General features: G+C 49.7%; 20 protein-coding genes and 2 pseudogenes. 18 read left to right on the top strand and 4 right to left on the bottom strand.

What is annotated here, in order from left to right; all coding sequences use genetic code 11:
* Positions 1-50: 50 nt before the first annotated feature.
* From ACKLNA_RS25565 to ACKLNA_RS25545, 5 genes and pseudogenes are all read left to right on the top strand, one after another.
* Positions 51-509 (top strand): annotated as a pseudogene (locus ACKLNA_RS25565) (DUF808 family protein); the annotation flags it as partial.
* Positions 510-1,060: 551 nt separating this feature from the next.
* Positions 1,061-2,245 carry a tyrosine-type recombinase/integrase gene (locus tag ACKLNA_RS25560; RefSeq protein ID WP_408987489.1) on the top strand — a complete coding sequence of 395 codons (1,185 nt, stop codon included), beginning with the start codon at positions 1,061-1,063 and terminating at the stop codon, positions 2,243-2,245.
* Between the two features lie 57 nt (positions 2,246-2,302).
* Positions 2,303-4,063 carry a site-specific integrase gene (locus ACKLNA_RS25555; RefSeq protein ID WP_408987488.1) on the top strand — a complete coding sequence of 587 codons (1,761 nt, stop codon included), beginning with the start codon at positions 2,303-2,305 and terminating at the stop codon, positions 4,061-4,063.
* Positions 4,050-5,924 (top strand): hypothetical protein, encoded by a 1,875-nt coding sequence (locus tag ACKLNA_RS25550; RefSeq protein WP_408987487.1) that lies wholly within the window; start codon positions 4,050-4,052, stop codon positions 5,922-5,924. The genes ACKLNA_RS25555 and ACKLNA_RS25550 overlap by 14 nt, the downstream gene beginning before the upstream one ends.
* Positions 5,924-6,397 (top strand): hypothetical protein, encoded by a 474-nt coding sequence (locus tag ACKLNA_RS25545; RefSeq protein WP_408987486.1) that lies wholly within the window; start codon positions 5,924-5,926, stop codon positions 6,395-6,397. Before ACKLNA_RS25550 ends, ACKLNA_RS25545 begins: the two co-directional genes overlap by 1 nt.
* Before the next feature lie 155 nt (positions 6,398-6,552).
* Here ACKLNA_RS25545 and ACKLNA_RS25540 read toward each other — a convergent pair whose 3' ends face one another.
* Positions 6,553-7,188, bottom strand: a complete 636-nt coding sequence (locus ACKLNA_RS25540) for a hypothetical protein (protein ID WP_408987485.1) — start codon at positions 7,186-7,188, stop codon at positions 6,553-6,555.
* 193 nt (positions 7,189-7,381) lie between these two features.
* Positions 7,382-7,846: a helix-turn-helix domain-containing protein gene (locus tag ACKLNA_RS25535; RefSeq protein WP_408987484.1), complete on the bottom strand. Its 465-nt coding sequence runs from the start codon at positions 7,844-7,846 to the stop codon at positions 7,382-7,384.
* A 304-nt stretch (positions 7,847-8,150) separates the two neighbouring features.
* On the opposite strand from ACKLNA_RS25535, the gene ACKLNA_RS25530 reads away from it, so the two are divergent.
* From ACKLNA_RS25530 to ACKLNA_RS25510, 5 genes are all read left to right on the top strand, one after another.
* The gene (locus ACKLNA_RS25530) at positions 8,151-8,471 is read left to right on the top strand and encodes a hypothetical protein (protein ID WP_408987483.1); all 321 of its coding nucleotides are present in this window, start codon (positions 8,151-8,153) and stop codon (positions 8,469-8,471) included.
* Positions 8,472-8,493: 22 nt separating this feature from the next.
* Positions 8,494-8,898, top strand: coding sequence for a DUF6957 family protein (locus tag ACKLNA_RS25525; RefSeq protein ID WP_408987482.1), 405 nt, complete (start codon positions 8,494-8,496; stop codon positions 8,896-8,898).
* A gap of 77 nt (positions 8,899-8,975) precedes the next feature.
* Positions 8,976-9,539 (top strand): hypothetical protein, encoded by a 564-nt coding sequence (locus ACKLNA_RS25520; RefSeq protein WP_408987481.1) that lies wholly within the window; start codon positions 8,976-8,978, stop codon positions 9,537-9,539.
* Between the two features lie 73 nt (positions 9,540-9,612).
* The gene (locus tag ACKLNA_RS25515; protein WP_408987480.1) at positions 9,613-9,837 is read left to right on the top strand and encodes a hypothetical protein; all 225 of its coding nucleotides are present in this window, start codon (positions 9,613-9,615) and stop codon (positions 9,835-9,837) included.
* 12 nt (positions 9,838-9,849) lie between these two features.
* A complete protein-coding gene (locus ACKLNA_RS25510) occupies positions 9,850-10,383 on the top strand; it encodes an HAD domain-containing protein (protein WP_408987479.1) in 534 nt (177 codons plus the stop codon).
* A gap of 53 nt (positions 10,384-10,436) precedes the next feature.
* Here the strand turns inward: ACKLNA_RS25510 and ACKLNA_RS25505 are convergent, their stop codons facing one another.
* The gene (locus ACKLNA_RS25505) at positions 10,437-10,736 is read right to left on the bottom strand and encodes a hypothetical protein (RefSeq protein ID WP_408987478.1); all 300 of its coding nucleotides are present in this window, start codon (positions 10,734-10,736) and stop codon (positions 10,437-10,439) included.
* Positions 10,737-11,610: 874 nt separating this feature from the next.
* Here ACKLNA_RS25505 and ACKLNA_RS25500 point away from each other — a divergent pair.
* Positions 11,611-12,090: a hypothetical protein gene (locus ACKLNA_RS25500; RefSeq protein ID WP_408987477.1), complete on the top strand. Its 480-nt coding sequence runs from the start codon at positions 11,611-11,613 to the stop codon at positions 12,088-12,090.
* Between the two features lie 221 nt (positions 12,091-12,311).
* Here ACKLNA_RS25500 and ACKLNA_RS25495 read toward each other — a convergent pair whose 3' ends face one another.
* Positions 12,312-12,683, bottom strand: a complete 372-nt coding sequence (locus ACKLNA_RS25495) for a response regulator (RefSeq protein ID WP_408987476.1) — start codon at positions 12,681-12,683, stop codon at positions 12,312-12,314.
* A 144-nt stretch (positions 12,684-12,827) separates the two neighbouring features.
* Between ACKLNA_RS25495 and ACKLNA_RS25490 the strand changes: the two genes are divergently transcribed.
* The 7 genes and pseudogenes from ACKLNA_RS25490 to ACKLNA_RS25460 all read left to right on the top strand — a co-directional run bounded on the left by ACKLNA_RS25490 (position 12,828) and on the right by ACKLNA_RS25460 (position 20,014).
* Positions 12,828-13,955, top strand: a complete 1,128-nt coding sequence (locus ACKLNA_RS25490; RefSeq protein WP_408987475.1) for an ATP-binding protein — start codon at positions 12,828-12,830, stop codon at positions 13,953-13,955.
* Between the two features lie 674 nt (positions 13,956-14,629).
* Entirely contained in the window at positions 14,630-15,049 is a 420-nt protein-coding gene (locus tag ACKLNA_RS25485) for an Imm50 family immunity protein (protein WP_408987474.1), read from the top strand.
* A 117-nt stretch (positions 15,050-15,166) separates the two neighbouring features.
* A complete protein-coding gene (locus ACKLNA_RS25480; RefSeq protein ID WP_408987473.1) occupies positions 15,167-15,439 on the top strand; it encodes a hypothetical protein in 273 nt (90 codons plus the stop codon).
* A 572-nt stretch (positions 15,440-16,011) separates the two neighbouring features.
* Positions 16,012-16,380: a histone-like nucleoid-structuring protein, MvaT/MvaU family gene (locus tag ACKLNA_RS25475; RefSeq protein ID WP_346610536.1), complete on the top strand. Its 369-nt coding sequence runs from the start codon at positions 16,012-16,014 to the stop codon at positions 16,378-16,380.
* 109 nt (positions 16,381-16,489) lie between these two features.
* Positions 16,490-17,847: pseudogene (locus ACKLNA_RS25470) on the top strand (IS1182 family transposase).
* Positions 17,848-18,122: 275 nt separating this feature from the next.
* Entirely contained in the window at positions 18,123-18,470 is a 348-nt protein-coding gene (locus ACKLNA_RS25465; protein ID WP_408987472.1) for a LysR substrate-binding domain-containing protein, read from the top strand.
* 284 nt (positions 18,471-18,754) lie between these two features.
* Complete coding sequence (locus tag ACKLNA_RS25460; protein WP_408987471.1) at positions 18,755-20,014, top strand: cystathionine gamma-synthase family protein; 1,260 nt, start codon at positions 18,755-18,757, stop codon at positions 20,012-20,014.
* Positions 20,015-20,054: the final 40 nt, after the last annotated feature.

Raw genomic sequence — 20,054 nt, 5'->3', positions numbered from 1 at the left:
GTGGCGCACGGTATGCTGCGCGCACTTTTTTACACAGGGAAGCCTGACCCATGGCAGGAAGCAGTTTGCTGGTGCTGATCGACGACATCGCCACCGTTCTGGATGACGTTGCGTTGATGAGCAAAATGGCCGCCAAGAAGACCGCCGGGGTGCTCGGCGATGACCTGGCGCTCAATGCCCAGCAAGTCTCGGGCGTGCGCGCCGAACGGGAAATTCCCGTGGTGTGGGCGGTGGCCAAGGGCTCGTTCGTCAACAAGCTGATCCTGGTGCCGTCGGCGCTGGCCATCAGTGCGTTTGTTCCGTGGCTGGTGACGCCGCTATTGATGGTCGGCGGCGCCTATCTGTGCTTCGAGGGTTTCGAGAAACTCGCCCATCCGCTGCTGCACGGCAAGGATGAAGCTCAGGCCGAACATGCGCAGCTGACCGAGGCCGTGGCCGATCCGGCGACCGATCTGGTGGCCTACGAGAAGGACAAGATCAAAGGCGCAATCCGCACCGACTTCATCCTTTTTGACCACCGCTTAGAAATGCACAATACGGCTTCATTTCCTTCGTCCTGATCAGCATCACGCTTTCCTCGCGGAACGTCCCAAGCCACCCATCATTGTCTTTCTGATGGTCTGTTGATGCTCCGGCTAAGACACATTGGCCGATGGTCGAAGACGTCTTGATGTGTCATCAAACGTGTCTGATTTTCGATATGTGCAATTAGGTAGCTGCTGTTGCTTCCATTTCCGCGTCATAGATTTTTGGAGGGCGTGAACCCAAACCGACAACCTTCCATCGCGCATCCTTGTCCCTAATCTCCTCACTGGTGCTCATTAATTCTAGGTAAGCGCCTACCCTAATCTCTCTCCTGCTACGTTTGTGACTGCGAACTACGAGTTATGGCTGCTCTTCTTTGTGTACCATTCGGTTTATAGCCGAATGCGCGTCATGTTACTTTTTGACTTACTTATGATGCTCCGTAGGCCCGTAATTACTAGGGGGGGCGTGCCTCACTGGCGGCAATACATAGTTATTGTTAAAAACATTATATTAAAATTGCTGGTTATAGCTTTTGATTGTCGTAGTAAAAAATGATCTAAACCGAGGCGTATTTTTAGTTGCGAATGCCCTAGGTGATCTTTATTGTTGCGTTATGAAGTTAGTAAATGTTCGAGCTAATAAGAAGCTAAAGTTATGTCCCGTATTGTTCTCGGAGAATGGCAGTATTGCAGAGTTGCCAAGTTGTTACTTAAAGGCTAAGTCAGAAACCAATAGGCATCCTGTTGGAGTTATTCTCCTATATGCCGATCATATTAAAAGCTTCTGTGATTATCTAGAGTCGCTAGATATTTATTCGGGTCACTCTATTGATGATATTTTATGCGGCATTTCACGCTCCGTTATCAGTACTTATCTAGTTCAGCTTGCAGGGCAGGGCTACGAACGTTCATATATTAGGTTGCGTGAGACAATAATTAGTGGGATGTTCACATGGTTGGCATCAGCCGAAGGCGGGCGCGCAAGAGCAAGCAGCGGCTTCGAGAGTAAAAGGCTTGATACGCCGAAGCCAAAGAGGAAGCGCCCGAGATATGTTACTCAGGAACAACTTTGCAAGTTGCTATTGAGAATGTATTGGGAGTCTCAGCGATGTGCAGTACATGCTCTCTATGACATGGGGTTGCGTGTTTCAGAGTTGGTGAGGATCACCAAGGACGACATAGATGAGTTAGATGATTTTCCACGAGAATTAGCTTATTTACCCCTGATGGTGCGAGGGAGCAAGGGGGCTGGTGGGGAAATTAAAGAGCGCACTGTGATAATTACACGTGCCGTGTACTCCAGGATTAAAAAATACCATAGCTCGCCCCAGTACAGATTTGCATACTATGAAGGTGATAAGCCGGCTTTTTTGAATACTCTAGGTAGGCCGATGACTACCAAGGGAGTTCAGAAATTTATAGCGGATTCTGCAAAGAGAGTTGGTTTTAAACCAAGGTCAATAAGCCCGCATCGACTAAGGCATGGTACGGCTCTTACTTTTCTTACCGGTGAGCTTGGTGATGATCACATTCAGAAGTTGATACTTATAAAAGAGCAGTTTGGTCATGAGCAATTGTCCACGACCAATATTTACGCGGGCGTTTCCCCGTTTCTATTTGTTGATGAATTAGGCGCAAGATATGTCAAGCCGAGATATCTTGAGGCAAAGAAAATCTACGATACAACATATCTTTCGCGCAGTAAAGAGAAGAAATAGATTATGTCATATTCTGTCTTCAATCATAATTTGCCCCAAGCTACAACTGAAAGCCCTATGGCAGAAGTTTCCGCGATTTTCGATGCAAGCATTGCTAGGCGCACGGCTCGGGCTAGCATATTAAATTATAGAGTTGCGAAAAATCTGGTATTGAATTTTCTTACTTCGGATCCCAGGTTTGCAGGGAAGGTGATTAGGGTAGGTTATGAGCTCGATCAATATTTTTTGGTTCATCTCAAATGCTATATGGACTATCAACCTTACTCTTCATCATATCGCGCTACAGTCCTGTCCGTTGTGAGAGGGGTGCTTTCTTATGCCGTTGTAAATTCGTTTTATGGTTACCGAGGTTTTCTGGATGTAATTCTTGATCCAGTATTTCGAGAAACTAATATGCGAAAATCGTTTTCAGACAGTGAGTTTCAAAGTTTTGATAAGGCCCTTGATGAAGAAATTGCTTATGTCGAAAGTAATTTGATGAATGGGTATATTCCAGCCGGAGTAGGGACGGCGCCTGAATATATAGGTGGTCGATTTGCTCCTGGGTGGAGTAACGATGAGGATAATATGAGATGGTGGTTTGAGAATAAGCTTGACTGCAAGGCCTTTTTTTACTCCAAAACGATGACCCGAGATCAGAGGAAATTCCATTCTGCTGCAAAGAAACATGGTGGTACAAGAATGCTATTCCTCCGGTGGGGAGTGATTTTGGGGCTTGATGGTTTTGTGATTGTGCCTTTCTTGTTCAAGCTTGTTACGTGGACTGGATTAAATGCTACTCCTGCCCAATCGCTCAAAACTGCAGATTTTGTCAAGTCACATCCTTTGACCGGAAAGCCATGCATTTACTATTGGAAGGAAAGAGGACAGGGTGATACCGATCTTCATGAAGATCTACTGACCGCTCATTTGGCGCAAGCTGATTCAGAAAGAAAGGATGTAATGCCTCTCGAGGAAAAGCAGTCTGGTCATATCGAAAGAATATGGAAACGTATCCTTGATATTACTAGGCCGATTCGTCCAGAGGTAACTGAGGATAATGATTATCTATTCATTTATAAGCCCTCACATGGGCCAGCCAGTGGCAAGGTCAGAAATCTCCTACAATCCAACAGGCTTATGTTTGACTGGTGCCGCTACATGGCGGAGAAATATGAGTTACAAGATGATAATGGAGAGGTATTAGATATCTATATATCTAGGCTACGTCCGTCGCTGGTCTCAAGGCTCCTGGGTGTGGGAGTTGATATTTCTGTGATTCAGGCGATTCTTGGTCACAGCGATATTATTACTACTATGCGCTATATTGATAAACATAATTTTGCCCCCAAGGCTAGGCGAGAAATCCATAAGTGTCTATCCGATATTCGAAAAAATCGCGAAGATCAAATCAGGCAGCCTAGGCATATTGCGACGGAAAAAAGTAGTGAGCTGTCGATAATATACACGACTGCGACTGCATTGTGCCTTGATGTATATAACCCGCCGGCTCGCGTGAAGAAGGCAACTGGGTGGGTCGATGGCCAGGCATGTACAAATTTCAATATGTGCTTGCGCTGTTCAAAGGTTGTAATTTTGGAAGAACACCTACCTAGGCTATTTGCGATGCAGCGTGGTTATAAAAATGCACTCGAGAACGGTGCCGGAGCAACAACTCATCGAGCCGTTCTCATGCAAAACTTGAGTGTTTTAGATGGGATTCTGGGAGAGAACAGCGATTTTTCGCAAGCCATCCTTAGCAAAGCAGATGGGCAGTCTGTGAAAACTGAGGTTTATATGGATCCATTTTTGGTAAGAGGGAAGTATGAAAAAAGCTGAGCTCGACCGGTTACTTGAACAGGCCCAGAGAGGTGGTTGTTGTCAACTGGCCGGTAGTGTAAATGTTTCATCTGTATCTTTAGCGAGAGATCGTGTATGGGACTTTATTGAGGATACTAAAAAACGCGCACGCTCCATTGATAACACCCGTCTCAAGATCAATTGGGGGGAGCGTGAAGTGAGCCCGAAAATCGTGGCCGAGCTGCAGACGATTTTCCTCTATTATGCCAAAGTTCCTACTTGGTTTGGGGGGAAGAAAAATCCCAAGGCACAAACTTTTGTCCCTAGGGCTAAGTCTATTATTAGGTTGTTAGAAAAGTTATTAGCTGAAGGAAATCTTTACTGTTTGGATATCTCTCTCGGCGATATCGCGGAGGCAGACATCGAGTCGAGTCTTTCTGGTTTTAACGGGAGTTTTAAAGATCTTAAGTCGACCCTTAATTTGGTTTTTAGTGCTGGTGCAGGTCAGTTGATCGGCCAAAAAATGAAATTTGATTCTAAGACCAATTTGCGTATTAAAGGGATACTGTCTAGTAGGCAGGTTGACTCTAAGTCCTCAAAAAAGAATGGTACTCGCTGGCTTTCTGATGAGCAATTCTCTGAAGCTAGTTACTCATCTTTAGCGCGTGTCAGAGACTTTCTTCAGCGAATGGAGTTGCCGGTGCTAAATCCAGATGTTTACGCCTATACACCTGGCTATGCTATTGAGAAATGTAACATGCGACTTGCCTTCTCGCAATATGTGGAATATAGGGCTTCATATGTAAATGGAGTCCGGGAGCGAAACATTGAAGCTAAAATGAAGTTTGAGGGCACCTCCGTTAAGGATGTATCTGATTACTTAAAAGAGGTAAATATGGCCGCTCAGTGTGTTATTGGGTTGTACACGGGAGGTCGATTTTCGGAGCTGACCAGCTTAAAAAATGGATGTCGTGATCGCAAGGATGGTTTTAATGTTGTTACCGGTAAAGTGTTTAAAACTAAATCAGCTTATGATTTAAGTGATGAGACTTGGGTGGCTATTGATGCTGTTCTGGACGCGGTGGAGGTACTTCAAGCTCTCGCTCCCATTAAAGCCAGTCACTACCTGTTTTCTCCGGTAAACTTGATTGCAGGGACTGCGTCGGATGATGGAGAGGGTTGTAATATGGCCTATTCGTACTCTGGTTTTCATAAAGCAATGGCAAAATATTTCGGAAAAATTAATTGCAATGGTGTGTTTGATGAATGGGCGTTCAATTCGCATCAGTTCAAGCATTCGTTGACCCGGCAAATGATTAAAGCGCAACTAGGGATGCCGTTTATAAGTTTTCAGTTAAAGCATGTATACGATCAAGTCAGGTCTCTTCCTTCTGAGGTGACGATTGCGTATGGGAACAGTGCCGCATTGCTTCAGTCGCAAATGGCTGGCTTTTTTTTGTCCGAATTCAAACGAGAAAAAGTTGAAAAGATTTTTTCTCCTGGCTCTACCATTTCAGGTGGGGGAGCCCGAGTTTTCTCTGAAAGAAGGCAGGATTATTTTGAAGGGATGATGGGGGCTGGTTACACGGATTTGGAAATCATCGATCAACTTAGTAGGTTGACTGATGCTGTGTTTGTAAATGTAGGGCTTGGCTATTGCACTGGTCGGAAAGCCGATCCTGGGGGCGATAAGGATGTACCATGTATCGGTCAGTTGCGGTGTAATCCGAATAAATGTAAGAACGCTGTGATTGCCGAGGAGCATGTTCCTGGATGGAAAGCCGTCAGAGATGACAACATTAAGATGCTTAATGACTCCAAATTTTTTTATGGAAAAGAGCACTTTCAACTGGCGATAGCAGAGGCCGATGGGGTGATTGCCTCCTTTAAGGTGAAGTGATGTCTAGGTCGGCTTTTGATGCAAAGAACTCTGAAGATTTCGAAACGGTAACTGCGGCAATTCTGGCTGCTTTGGTTGCAATCGAAAAAGATCCTAACCTTCCTGCTACGCAAGCTTGCCTTGCAAATAAAGCCAAAATTCACCGCAATACAATTAGGAATCGTGCTAAGGATAACAGTCTGCTGGAGGGGGGGCTAGGATGGCCACTATCAGAGCTTGATAGGATCAAAAGGGAGAGGGCGATCAGTGCTTTCAGTAATGCCGTGCTTGAGAAGACCGATAAGGATCGCATTGTAGAGCTTGAAAATCAGTTAGAAGTCGCTCGGATGAAGGCGGGATATTGGTTTCATCGTACGCTGGACATGAAGCGTGATTTGCGGGATCTAAATGTCATGAAGCTGCGGCATGAAACCCGGATCAAGCTTTTAATGGATGAGAATACTCGTCTGAAAGGGTTGAAAGTTGTCAAGTGACTCAATGTGATCTCAGATATCCACTAAGCGAAGCGCTCGGTGAGGCGTCTCTGAGCAGGTTTGTCGCCGCTCAGACACACCTTGTTGACTCTGCCCGTAGAAAACTCACTATTTTTCCTAATTGTGGCAGATAAGACAGTTTTTTGGCCGCGAGATCATCGGATGGTGATGTGTGTATCGTCGCCAGTGGAATAATTTGAATAAGCCGGTGTACCGACCTTCTGCTTGTATTCTTTCAAGTACGGGCTATCCATGTTGGCGAAAAATCTGATCAGGTACGTTCCTGGGGCACTCAGCTGAAAGATGTAGCTGATGTCGTAAGTCTCACCTGCGCCGATGTCAATGAAGTCGCCAACCTGACGGAAGTTGCCTTTGAAACGAGTGCCTCCAACGGGTACCTCTGTGAGATAGCGAGGAGTACCTTCTTTGAACGCTATTCCCGTCACCGAAAGTGCAAAGCTATCTAAGATAACTCTGGATGCGGCCGTACCTTGATTAGAAAGCTCTACGCGCACCTGAACGGTGGAGGGGGCATCGGATTTTGGTGAGACTGTTGCTGTGACCTTTGACCGTACGTGAGGAGCCAGCGAGGTCTTTTGCTTCAATTCTTGCAAGGTATAGCTTGCGATTTCCTGTTCCTGCTTAACATAGATAACGTTGAAGGCAATCCAAATTCCGCCGATCACTATCCCCAAGACAGTTACATAATTGAGGATGGTTTGGCTAAGTAGATTGTGCTTTGTTTCAGGGGAAATTGTCGCAGCAGCAATATCTGCTTTTATTTTCCGCATTCCTAATGTCTCACATTTCCAAAAAGTCAGCCTGCATCCCCGAAGCAATCCTGCGTGGACTGTTGTGCTTAGATGAGGGTGATGAAACTCAAAAACCACATGTCACTAGGTTCGCTAACGCGCTCCATCCCGTATTGAAACGTTAATGGATAAGGCGATGATGAGGCGTGGTGGAGGTTCTGCCTTTAAAGGCTTACTCCTTTTGCCAGTATCTCTGAACCGTCGATGTAGGCAAACCTAGTTCACGCGCAGCTTCGGCTTGTGTCATGCCCCGCTTTTTCAGTTCAACAACGGCACTCACCTTCTGAGCATCCGCTCGAGTTCCTCGAGATCGTTTTTTCAATGCTCCGTCCTGAATCTGATCCTCCATGACTTTAAGGCCGCCCGACTCGATGAAGCCTTGAAGCTCCTTTTGCGCAATTTGCATCAATTGTTCAGGATCTTGTTTGTCACGGATCGCCAAGCACAACGCCAATAGAGTCAGAAGGTTGATATCGAGCGTTTCGGCGATCTTGACGAGGGTAGGTAGCGTCGCCTGGATTTTCCCTTGCTCGAGCAAGCTAAGGTTGCTCTGGCTGATGGTTCCCGCCAGGGCCTCATAACCCAATCCTTTCATTTGCCGGATGGCGCGCAGCGTGACGGCTAGCTCTTCCTTCACGTTCAGTTTCTCAAAAGGAAGGATAGAGCCATACTCGCAATGGCCCACCAAATATCACTAATTGTTAATAATGGGATATTTGCTTATGATGGCCGTTCAATAGGATGCGTAGCGCCACGGAATCGGGTGCTCTTCGGCAGCACACCTATCCGGTTGCCAGGTGCATGCGCAGGGCCAGTCGAAGGCTGCCTTACGCTGAGCTTAGGCAGAGCTTGGCAGGGTTTTGGAGTGGGGTTTATGTGCAGTGTTTGTAACCAATAGCAGCAATTTGCAGGGGCAATTTAGAACTCCGGATAGCACTCGAATGCTCTGGAAGTCGGTCGATATCAGTCGGTGCGAGTACTCGTTTCTGATTGAGGGAATGGGATTAGAGGATGGTGGCTTTAGCCCGGTTGCGCATTTAGTTACGGATGTGGAAACCGTTCAGATGATGCGCACAGCGGAGCAGGGTGAGTTCATGATCGTGACGAACATCCATCTCATCCTTCCACCCACAAAGCGTGAGCAGGGGTCATACGCAATGGAGCTTCTCTCTGAAATTCGCATCCAGCCTGGCACTGAGGAAAACCCCGTCTACGAGTTCATCACCGGAATGGGCCATATCTACACCAGTGCACGCAAATGATCGTTCCGACACCGGAGGCGCCATGTCAGTAACCCTTGATGAGATTGCTCAGTTTTTTTATGGAAGTGGGGAGGTTGTTCTTGGTTGGCATGGCGCGCAGGAAGAATTAATAGAGCTCGCCGAAAAGACTTTTCCGGGGAAGCCTTTCTGCCTAGTGAAGCAATGGATCATCGCTGATCTCCAGCTCACACAGGCGGAGCAGGATCGTCTCGCATCAATGGGGCTGCTACCAAAAGCTGTCTACTCCCATGAGGTCGTCGTGGACAGCCGCCGACGTTTTTCTCCCGGCCACTGGGTGCGCACCAATTTCGGAGTTTCGCATGACCACCCGTGCATGTTTGAAACTAAGAGCACGGTCTATCTATTGCTTGGTGATGGTGTAAGGAAGCCAGCAGCACTGAGTACCGTTTTCTCGTTCCAAGCGTAACCGACTCAACGCTTTTACCCACGCTGCCATTCAGGCAGCGCGATTTGCTACGCCTTTAAAAATTGCAGGAGCACGTTTTGATTCGATTTGATTGCCGGCAGGTCACTGGAGTGATCGAGAAGCCACGAGTGATTGCCACCGAGCAGGGGACTGTGACCGCGCGCATCGTTATCGATGGGCAGGTGTTGCCGAGTGTTTTGCTGCCAGGAAAGATTTTTGAAGAGATTGAGGCGGGGGAGCGAGTGACCCTGTACGGCATCTTCACGAAGAAAAAGGACAAGACTGAGAACAAAGCCATCATCTACGCAGTAAAGGGTTCGAGCGGCAAGCTTGTCGCGGCTAAGCAGTACCAGATCAAAGTACCGGTTCTAATGCTAGTTGCAGCGGTACCCTTGATGATTGCGGTGGCCGTCGCTGGTTGCTTCATTTCACCTTATCCGATCCACCTCGTAACGGGTAGCGTCAACCCGAGTTATCTCGTTCCGGCGACGTTTAAGGCTGCAGCTTGGGAAGGAGTCGCCGCGGGTCTGTTCATGGTGGGATGTGCGATCAACTTTGTTCGAAAAAGTAGCCAACCGGAAAGCTGGGCGGTGATCGATGCTGCGACGCTTTCTCAGCGCTTCAGTAAGGCGTTTAAGTAAGGCGTTTAAGTAAGCGCTTCATTGCAAGGCTTCCCCTGTGGTGGAGGCTTTCTAAGCGAAGGAGAGGTGGCACGTGCAGACCGATGATTTTGAGCGAGAACGACGTCGCAAGGCAGTGGCTGAGGTTCTTGCTTGTCAGGTACTTGATGGTGTGAGGCCTTCCTCTTCGCACCTTGCTGAGATGCAGCGATATGCGGATGGCCTAGTCAGTCTTGACGAGCTACTGACGGAGTTGATTGAGTGCATCTGGCAGTGCTCTTCAGGGGAAGCAGATTGCGTTCAGGAGGGCCGGCTTTGAGAGTTCTTGTCCATGCTTGATTCGAACTACCCGAAAAGCAGCCGGCTGACGCCGAATGATCGAGTTCTATTTCTCGATTTTGATGGAGTGCTGCACCCAGACGACGTTTACCGTACCCGGAGTGGTTTGGAGTTGCGTGCCCCCGGGCAACTCATGATGCATGCCGGAATCCTTGTCGAGATACTGAGGGAGTTTCCTCAAATCAAAATCAGCTTATCGACAAGTTGGGTGCGCATTCTCGGTTATCGCCGTGCACGCGCTGCCTTACCGCCAGAGTTGCAGGCTCTCACCGTGAGTAGTACATGGCATTCAAGGATGCCCAAGGCACCTCTTGAAGGCTATGACATGTACAGTCGCTATCAGCAGATCCGTGCTGCAGTAACTAGGGCAGGCCTGACGAATTGGATCGCCCTGGATGATGATCCTTTTGAAAGTTGGCCAGATTATGATCGACGGTTGATTCGCACTGATACTAACCTGGGCCTTAGCTCAGTGCTTACCCAAGAGGAGTTGCGGGTCAAGCTGAGAGCCATGGTGGGGACGTAAAAACGCTTCCCCGAGACGCTATGGAATTGCTGCTGAGGCATGAGTTCATTGTTTCAGTAACCGTATTCGTTCAGCAATTTGCGCAGGAAATCACGCCGCCTTTGAGCGATGCACAGAATTAGGAAATCACGCTCATAGTCCTTGGTCGATAGGTGTCCAGCATCCATGAGGCCATGGATATAGCCTTCCGCTTTGCCTCTCGCTTCGAGCAGTGCTTCGATTGCGGTGCTTTGGTAAATGTCTTCAGCCAAAAGTCGCCACCGTTTCTTCTGGTGCTGTCCGACTGGATCGTCCGAAAACTTTGGGGCGTTGATAAGTGTGTTGAAATCGGCACGCGCGTTGGGTGTGTTCAAAGCGGACTCTCAGAACAGTGATGTCTGTGCCGAGGCTATCATGCGCATATCTAATGGCTTGCTGTTGGCTGGCTTCAGTAGGCGCTGGCGCGAAGGAACGATTTCAATGATGGCGCAGGCTTTCGATGGAGCCTTTGAAACCTGGAGTTCGATATGGGGCACCTCAGTCTAGAGGACATCTACCCGGATGACGTACAAAAGTATGGCCATATGCGGGTGGGAATGACTGACCTATACGTCAAAGACAATCACGCCTTTTATGGTGTGGTTACGCGTGGCGAATATCGTGAGCTGACCAGCAGGTTACTGTGTGACGAAGCAGTGCAAATGATCATCAGCGCCAGGCTCGCCGCGTTGCCTGAGGGCTACGATCCGTGGATATGGAGGATCGAACGCAATCGTGCTTTACACCTCAGATATGGGGACAAATTCGATCCCCGGATAGATCACTGACAGCTCCCCAAGTCCAATCAAGTCACAGCGATTCAGCCCGTTCGATCAGCCTACGGTAGCGCGTCCAACGTCCTGTCGAAACTGTTGATTGTTGAACCGTAAACACTATGCGTTTAGGCGTGCAGACGACTAGAGCAGCGCTACCAAACTCCACTGCAATTGACCACTCATTTTTATCCGCGCTGAACTGCCATTTGCCTTGGATTTGACCCACACGCTGATCCCCCCATGAGTGGGGCGGGGCAATCAATTGCGGTGCATTGGTGCCGTCAGAGATAGGCCAAGTGGATGTTCTCAAGCGACCGCTAACGGCCAAAAGAAGCCGCTTACGCAAATTCCGTTTTAATCCGTTCAATGCACCTTGCGGTAACCGCCTATCATGGTTCTCAGATGTTGATGTCAACAATGATGGAGCTGACTAATGACAAGGATAAAACCAAATGCCCATGCGCTTATGTTGTTGTGCGCACTTTCAAATGGAGTGTTTGCAGAAACGCCCTCTCAAAGGGACGCCAAAGCTTTCGTCAATCAGGCACAGATCGGCCGAAACCTTCGCGGTATTGCACTATCGGTAGCGAAGCAGACCGTGAGCTTCACGACGCTCGCCGGAAAGTTGGGACGTGCGGATGCGTCTGTAGCGGTCTCGAAAGAAATTGATGCACTGCTGCCGAGGTATCAATCCAGGTGGGATGAAAACATCGCGCAAGCATTAGAAAAAACATTCACTGCGGAGGAGTTGTCCTCGCTCGCGTCGGAAGGTCGATCATCACAGTACGCGGAGAAAGTCAGAGAGCAGCAGGACAAGATTGGTATGGCGATGGAGTCGAGCTCAAAACCGATCCTGACCGAAATAGTCTCCGAAGCCCTGAACTCTGCGTTGTCCAAGCAAACCATGGAATGAGTTTTCTTTAATCGAACGATGCACCAATCGTCAGATTTCAACTCAAGCGACTGACCGATTTTTGTCGAAAGAAGCCAGTCGTGACCGGCAGCCTCCGGCCATAAGCGGACGCTTCGAAGCGACCGCTACCGGCCAGAAACGGACATCGACAAGCAGCTGCTGTCGGCCAAAAGCGGGAGTTTGCAAGCGATCGCTGACCACCATTACTGAACAGCGGACTTCTAACGTTCATCTGCACTCGGTAACAGCTCTTCAATCGCATGATGCAATGCATCCAAGTGCACGGGCTTGGCCAGGAAACGCGAATTAGGCGGAAGAAAACCGGCTGGGAGCACCGTGTTTCCAGACATCAAAACGACAGGCAGTTCAGGCCATCGCAACCAAATCGCTCGAGCTAAGTCTAACCCATCGAGCCTGCCCGGCATGCGCACGTCCGTGATGACCAAGGCAATGAGTGTAGTGCTCTCCAATGCGATTAACGCCTGGTCAGCACTGGATCGCTCGATCACCTCATGACCGAGAATCTTTACAGCCTCCGCCATCACTGAGCGCAAAAAACCGTCGTCCTCGACCAAAAGTATATTGAGTGGCACGGTGAAACTCCCTTGGGCTCAAACAAGATGTCGACCATTTATCAATCAAGAGCTCATCGACTTTTCGATGCCTTCATTCAGGTCTAGTCTTTAAAACGCTACTGCGCTCGACGTCACTTCCTCCGCATAAACCCAAGGACAACGATGAGACTGCACCAGTTCATTCTAGAGCATATCGAGCAGATACTGGCGGCTTGGGAAAGCTTCGCCCGCTCGGTGAAAGCAGCTCTGCCTACCATGGATTCAAAAGGACTGAGGAATCATTCCGAGCACATCTTGAGGACGGTAGCTCAAGATATGCAAACCCCTCAGACCGAGCGACAGCAGATTGCTAAATCTCTCGGTCAGGGGCCGGCGTCGGAAGAAGACTCGCCCGCGCAGACGCATGCGGTGACGCGGTTTGTGGCAGGGTTTTCCATGGATCAGATGGTTTCAGAATACCGGGCCCTCCGATCTAGCGTGCTCAGACTTTGGCTGGCGGAGTTTCGTATCGAAGATGCGCATGATGTGCAAGACATCATCCGCTTCAATGAAGCAATAGACCAAGCGCTCGTGGAATCGATTGCGAGATACGGTGAGGCCGTGGAAAGCACGCGCAAAACTGTTTTGGGCGTACTCGGTCATGACCTGCGATCACCGCTTGGGGCTGTATTGATGGCCAGTGACATGCTGCGTAAAAACGCCAATATGGCTGACAGGGATCGGAGGCTGGCAGAACAAATCAACGCAAGTGTAAGCAGAGCCAATCATATGGTCGGCGATTTGCTAGACTTGGCCCGCTCAAATCTGGGCGCGGGTATTCCAGTCAATCCAGAAGAGACTGATCTATCGATTGTGTGCGCATCTGTTGTAGAAGAGTTACGCACCGCGTTCCCTCAGGCAAAGATCGTTTCGAATGTGAGTGAACGAGTACCGGGGCGGTATGATCCGTCGCGCATCGAACAAGTCTTCACTAATTTGATAAGTAATGCGGTCAGACATGGTGACTCGCTGCAACCTATCCATGTGACCTTATTTAAAGATGACGATTGCTCAGTCTTTAGCGTGCAGAATCGTGGCGAGCTTATACCTGCAAGCGTAATGCCCCATCTTTTCAACCCCCAGGCCCGTTACTCAAGCTATGCAGCAACCGAAAAAGGATCGACTGCCGGCTTGGGGCTGGGACTGTTCATTGCGTCTGAGATCGTGACAGCCCATGGAGGAAAAATCGGGGTGGTTTCGACACCTGAGCAGGGCACTATCTTCAGGGTTCAGCTCCCCATCTTCCAGTGATCCATCTCACGGTATCTAGCTGGAAGCGCGTGACCGTCTACACTCAAGTTTGACCCCCATGACCTCTTCATACCCGCCTCCCCTTGGCGGGTTTTTTATCGCAAATAACCTCAAATCTCTGCGCATAACGTTCATTGCATGAAGCTAATGGCCGATAACCAACGTTCATGACCGACCGCTATCAGCCAAAAGCGGCCGTTCGCACTCGACCGCTAAGGGACATTAACTGCAATTTGTGCCCCGCAGCATCGCGATTAGTGGCAAGTCTAAAAACCGCTTTAGTCTGTGGGAGGCTTTCAGATCTTTGGCGTACGGATAGGGTCTTGGCCACCCTCCAAGCGGCTACCTATAGCGGCACGTAGATCACTCCAAGGCTTAAGGTCTTTATGTGCGCAGGGGCACTCAGGCATATGTGCAAAATTGGCAGCGCCATCAGCTTCTGCTTGCACAGCTCTGCATGCCTTACATTCGACCATTCCTTTGTTTAAAGCCCATTTTTCATTCCACGAAACGAGCAATTCGGAGATTTACATTGAGACACCGGAATATCTGTACAAATTAAAACTCCTTTTCTCATGTCTTTGACCTCTCTCACGATAGTCGCCACGCCCAAGCCTACGTCGTCCTCTTTTCTCTTCTAAAATCCGTCAACGATTTCATTTGAGAGGCAAGCCATGGACGCCGCAGAAGAGTTGATACAGGGAGCAGGGCTTGTGATTGGCAATATTGGTTTCTGGCCATCGTTTCACGATGCGGAAGTCATTTCGTTTTCGGTGTCGCGGCCACTTCACCACGCCACCTCAGATACCGTCGCAAAGCTCTGCATTCACTATCGTGAGTACGAAGTGGTGGGTGCAGGTACAGCGGACTTTGAATACGGTTGCCGTAAGAGCTTACTGATTGAACTGATATTCAATGGTCTCCAGGACTTGTCGCTGAAGGACTTCAACCAACAGAACGTGCTCGATTCAATTAAATTCAATCGTTTGCAGGATTCATCAATCGTTGCAGAACTGGTTTCGATCTGGGGTTTTGGCGGAGCCATCCGCTGCAACACAGTCGCAGTTGGCGAATTTACGAACCTTTTAGATTGATGATCCGGCGCCATATCTCTTCACTCCCAAGACCCTTTGCGCCGCCAGAGCCAAAGGTGGGTAATGAACTGCTATACCTTCACCTGCTGCGCCGCAGCATTGGGAGGGTAAATAAGCATGGGATTTTTGGGTGACTCCTATCAGCAGATCATCACCTGGCGCCGGCTGAGCGATTCGAGGGCCGTGAGATACGTCTGTTTCTTAAATCTCCAGACTGCGCAGTACGCGGTGCAAAGCGCTGACTTTTACAGCCTGCCGTTGGACGACGCTGCGCAGACCTTCCTTGATCGCCAACTGATTGAGTTGTTCATCGAGACTTCACCGAGTGAGCGAGGTGAATGGTATCCGAGCCTGACACAAGCCATGGACGCTCATGATGCAGCATTCTGAAAGCTGAACGGGCGCCAGACCTCTCACACAAATCGCGCTGTAGAAGCAGCCACCGACTGCCGCTCGGGCTCGTTCAAGGACGACAAATAAATCTGTCCCCATTCTCTGTCGTCGACAAGATGTCTGGCAGGGCCAGACCATGGCGTTTTAGATACGCACTGTTCTCAGTTTGAATCACCTCGGTGTTTCGTAGAAAACTCCAAGCGTCCGCTTTTGAGTGCCTTTTGTAACCTTCAGCATGTTAGTGCTCAGTTATTTTGACCTAGGTTACCGACTTTGAGTGTCCTATATGGAGACCCTGAAATCCCGCATAAGGCCATCGCATGCTGAGTATTCGTTTGGGTCAATGAATTCCGGCAAGTGGGGCCAGGATCTTACCAGTGCAAATAGGCTGCGGTTTGAATCAAACTCGGGCTGTAGCAGGAAGGACTTGAGCGCTAAATCGGCCATCGGGATTGTTCGTGGAGCGTGATTCGCCAAGGGATGATCTTCGCTTTAACACCCTTTGGCCTATTCACGTCGGACGGCGTTAATGTAATTATAATGCCACTGCTAAATATTTGAGGTGTTATATGTCCCGTCTTGCTGAATTCCGCGCTCTTGAACAACAACTCGCTGCCCAACTGGCAGAGCTTGAGTCACTTAAAAACGACGATGGTCTGAAGCGCGAGATTGAGTTCGAGCAAAAGCTCCGTGGTCTCCTAGGTGAATACGGCTACAGCTTGCGCAACATCGTCGCGATTCTCGACCCACAGTCCTCTAGCCGCCGGGCTCCTGTAGCCGCAGAGACCAAAGGTACCCGAAAGCCTCGCGCCGTTAAGGTTTACAAGAATCCTCACACTGGTGAAGTCGTCGAAACTAAAGGCGGCAATCATAAAACGCTGAAGGATTGGAAAGCAGAGCACGGCTCCGCGACTGTTGAGTCCTGGCTGACGAAGTGATTTTGGTGTAAGTGCAAAAGGGCCCGAGACAGACTGTGTGAAAACCTAGCAATCTGTCCGGCCCTTTAAGAGAATGCTCCGTATCGAAAGATACGGAGCATTTTTCGTTATGGCCTACATACAAGGAGAGTCCCGCAGCCAGACCAGCCTGTTCCCGGTCTCGCTGGAGGAACTGATCCCTGAAGATCACCTCGTACGGGTCATCGACCTGTATGTCGCCAAGCTCGATCTGGGCCAGCTCGGTTTTGAGAAAGCTCAGCCGAAGGCCATTGGGCGCCCTGCTTACAACCCCGCCGATCAGCTCAAGCTCTATCTCTAGGGCTATTTTCAGCGTATTCGCTCGTCACGGCGCCTAGAAGCTGAGTGCCAACGCAACATCGAAGTGATGTGGTTGATCAACCGGCTTAAACCCGACTTCAAGACCATCGCCGACTTTCGCAAGAACAACAAAGTAGCTTTCGTTACGACGTGCAGAGCTTTTGTACAGTTCTGCCGATCCGTCGGTTTGATTGCGGGTGATCTGATTGCGATCGACGGCAGTAAGTTTCAGGCAGTGGCTTCCTCGCGACGCCACCTGAATTTGAATCGGCTCAAGCGTCAGGAGGAGAAGCTGGATAAGCGGATTGCCCAATACCTGGCTGACCTGGATGCCGCTGATAAAGCAGAGGGCGAGCAAGTGGTCGATGGCACTGCGATCAAGGCGGCACTGGCGAAGCTTGAGGCCAAGCAGCAAGACAACCGTAGCTGCCAAGCTTTGATGAAGTCGATGGGGCTGGAGCAATTCAACACGCACGAAAGCGATGCCCGAATGATGCGCACGCCAAAGGGGGCGCGTGTTGCCTATAACGTGCAAACAGCCGTGGACTCAGAGCACTGTCTGATTTTGCACCATGAGGTGACGCAAGATGGCGACGACCGCAAACAGCTTGAACCCATAGCTAAAGCTGCCAAGGCCGAACTGGGGCAGGATACGCTGACCGTGACAGCCGATATGGGCTACTCAAATGGCCAGCAATTTCAGGTGTGCGAGGAGGCCTCCATTACCGTGTATGTGCCGCCAACCGCACTTCGAACCCTGGCGGAGAGACATTATTCGAGCGTCAGGACTTTACCTATAACGCTGAACAGGATCGATACCAGTGCCCGGCAGGTCAATGGCTAACCCTGAAGCAGCATTACAAAGGCGACCGGATCTATCAGGCGGCAGTCAGCGACTGCGCTGGATGTGCACTGAAAGCCCAATGTACAACGGCTCAGCGACGCTATGTCTCACGTCACGCACAAGAAAATGCCTTTGAGCGTATGGCACAGCGGATGAAACTGCACCCAGAGATGATGGAGCGACGCAGATCCATCGTGGAGCACCCGTTTGGCAATCTCAAGCAATGGCTATTTGGGAACGGGCGGTTCTTGCTACGACAACTTGAAGGGACGAAAGCTGAAATGGCCCTGGCCGTGACCGCGTAAAACTTCAAGCGGGCGATCAGTGTCCTGGGAGCCAAGAAAATGATGCAACTGATGGGCTGAAGAGCCTTTTTCAGCACAAAAAATAAACGCCCCGAACAAGTCGGGGCGTTTGTTCTAAGGCCTGTCAGCGTGTTTTCACACAGTCTGTTCAAGGGCCCTTTTGTTTCCTGTCAGGCCAAGCAAATCGGCCTGGCTGAATGAGCCTCCATTCCTAAGATTGTGCGCTTTTTGCTCAAGGTATCGGTTGCTTCCAAATCAATCGACCATTCCTGCAAATGGAATCGCGGAGGAGACATGTGAGGGTAAGGCGAGCGGGCGAAATGCATTTCGCCAGAGGTACTGAAAAGATCTCAGTCCCGGTTAACGGGACAGCGGCTGTCAACGAGACTGGGCTCTACATAAAAATGTGCCTTGAAGGCTTTGGGCTTGTGCAACTCGCTGAGAACGTGGTCTCCGAGTATCTGCGGGAAGGGCGTTTGGTCGAAGTTCTTGCTGACTGGCAGCCTGCTTCAGTTCCCGTGCAACTGCTATATTCGCATCAGCGTTTTCTTTCGCCAGCCGTGCGCGCGTTTGCTGACTGGATCACTGTGCTTATTCGAGACAATCGTTCGACAAATTGCTAATCAGGGAAAACACTATCCTTTGGCTCGGGAGCCCTGTGACTCGTCCTCGGTTTCGTAGGCGCCTCAAAAGCTCAATATTGAATCTTCGTAGATGTCCGCCTCTACCAACGAGGGCATCAAAAATCGCTGACTACTTCAGACCTTCCCTAGGCGCTCGCCTTACCAATTAAAAAAAGCACCCCTTAGCCCCTGATAACATGATTTTTCACACGCTCAAGCCTTCCATATAGTCATCGCAAGCCTAATCGGAACACATTTGTGTTTCATCAATGCGAGACAGATTTATGGATAACAATATGAAGCCTGGCCAGAGCCAGGGTGTTGGTTTAGGTACGCGAGTGGTTTGGGGGGGGGAGCAAGTTCAGCATCCCTATAATGCGACCCAGACGCCAATCGTAGTCAGTGCGGCTTATGGTTACCATGACATCGATGAATGGTATCACGTGGCGTTGGGTAAAGAGCCAGGCTTCATTTACAGCCGTATGAGCAACCCTACTGTCTCTGTCTTGGAGGACAAGCTCTGCGAGCTTGAAAGCGCAGAGTCGGCTGTCGCTTTCAGTACCGGGATGGCAGCAATCAGCGGTGTGCTGCACACCTTCCTGTCCTGTGGTCAGCGTGTGGTTTCTACTCGTGACAGTTACGGTGGCACAAATAAGATCTTTGAAGAGTTTCTTCCTCGCATGGGAGTCGAGGTCACGCTTTGCGAGACCCTCGATGCAGAAGCTATCGAGCGTGAGATCGCTAAAGGCTGCAATGTCCTCTATTTGGAAACCCCCACGAACCCAACACTGAAAGTTTTGGATATTCGACGTCTCGTGGCGGCGGCGAAGCGTGTTGGGGCTTTAGTCATAGCAGACAATACGTTCGCGACGCCTTTGAATCAGAATCCGCTCGCTTTAGGTGTGGATGTGGTTGTGCACAGCGCGACCAAGTTCCTGTCTGGTCATGGTGATGTACTTGGTGGTGTAGTTTGCGGCGCCGAGCATTTGATGTCTCAAGTTCGCCACTATCGCGAAATTAATGGAGCCTCGCTGGATCCTTTTTCGGCGTATCTCATCATTCGGGGCATCAAGACTCTGGCACTGCGTCTTCGTCAGCAACAGGCGAGCGCGCAACTTTTGGCCGAGTATCTCTGTACTGAGCCGTTGGTCGAGTCTGTGAACTATCCGGGGTTGCCTCAACATCCAGGTCATGAGATCGCTCGTTCGCAAATGAACGGATTCGGAGCCATCGTCAGCTTCGTGCTCAAAGGTGGCATGGACACAGTGACTCGCTTGCTCCCGCTGCTCAGATATGCGCATCGGGCAGGTAATTTGGGCGCTGTCGAGACCATTTATGGGCCGGCAAGGACAACCAGTCACGTGGAAAATACCCTGGAAGAGCGTCAGGCACTTGGAATTTCCGAAGGTCTGGTTCGAGTGTCTGTAGGTATTGAAGATACAGCAGATTTATTGGTTGACCTGAAACAAGCCTTTACTTTAGTTCAAAGTAAACAAGGTGATCCAAGTCTTCACGCTGACAATGCCCAACGTTTCATTGGATAAGAGCCTGAATACGGGCAGGGCTTTCGATATCTATCTTAAG

It is taken from the genome of Pseudomonas sp. UV AK001 (assembly GCF_046097675.1).
Lineage (GTDB): Bacteria > Pseudomonadota > Gammaproteobacteria > Pseudomonadales > Pseudomonadaceae > Aquipseudomonas > Aquipseudomonas kribbensis.
This window is presented reverse-complemented; position numbering and strand designations above follow the sequence as displayed.

Excerpts from the sequence above, each read along its gene's own strand:
- ACKLNA_RS25555 (WP_408987488.1), top strand. The coding sequence starts at position 2,303 with ATGGCAGAAGTTTCCGCGATTTTCGATGCAAGCATTGCTAGGCGCACG.
- ACKLNA_RS25550 (WP_408987487.1), top strand. The coding sequence starts at position 4,050 with ATGAAAAAAGCTGAGCTCGACCGGTTACTTGAACAGGCCCAGAGAGGT.
- ACKLNA_RS25545 (WP_408987486.1), top strand. The coding sequence starts at position 5,924 with ATGTCTAGGTCGGCTTTTGATGCAAAGAACTCTGAAGATTTCGAAACG.
- ACKLNA_RS25540 (WP_408987485.1), bottom strand. The coding sequence starts at position 7,188 with ATGCGGAAAATAAAAGCAGATATTGCTGCTGCGACAATTTCCCCTGAA.
- ACKLNA_RS25530 (WP_408987483.1), top strand. The coding sequence starts at position 8,151 with ATGCTCTGGAAGTCGGTCGATATCAGTCGGTGCGAGTACTCGTTTCTG.
- ACKLNA_RS25525 (WP_408987482.1), top strand. The coding sequence starts at position 8,494 with ATGTCAGTAACCCTTGATGAGATTGCTCAGTTTTTTTATGGAAGTGGG.
- ACKLNA_RS25510 (WP_408987479.1), top strand. The coding sequence starts at position 9,850 with ATGCTTGATTCGAACTACCCGAAAAGCAGCCGGCTGACGCCGAATGAT.
- ACKLNA_RS25500 (WP_408987477.1), top strand. The coding sequence starts at position 11,611 with ATGACAAGGATAAAACCAAATGCCCATGCGCTTATGTTGTTGTGCGCA.
- ACKLNA_RS25490 (WP_408987475.1), top strand. The coding sequence starts at position 12,828 with ATGAGACTGCACCAGTTCATTCTAGAGCATATCGAGCAGATACTGGCG.
- ACKLNA_RS25485 (WP_408987474.1), top strand. The coding sequence starts at position 14,630 with ATGGACGCCGCAGAAGAGTTGATACAGGGAGCAGGGCTTGTGATTGGC.
- ACKLNA_RS25480 (WP_408987473.1), top strand. The coding sequence starts at position 15,167 with ATGGGATTTTTGGGTGACTCCTATCAGCAGATCATCACCTGGCGCCGG.
- ACKLNA_RS25475 (WP_346610536.1), top strand. The coding sequence starts at position 16,012 with ATGTCCCGTCTTGCTGAATTCCGCGCTCTTGAACAACAACTCGCTGCC.
- ACKLNA_RS25465 (WP_408987472.1), top strand. The coding sequence starts at position 18,123 with ATGGAATCGCGGAGGAGACATGTGAGGGTAAGGCGAGCGGGCGAAATG.
- ACKLNA_RS25460 (WP_408987471.1), top strand. The coding sequence starts at position 18,755 with ATGGATAACAATATGAAGCCTGGCCAGAGCCAGGGTGTTGGTTTAGGT.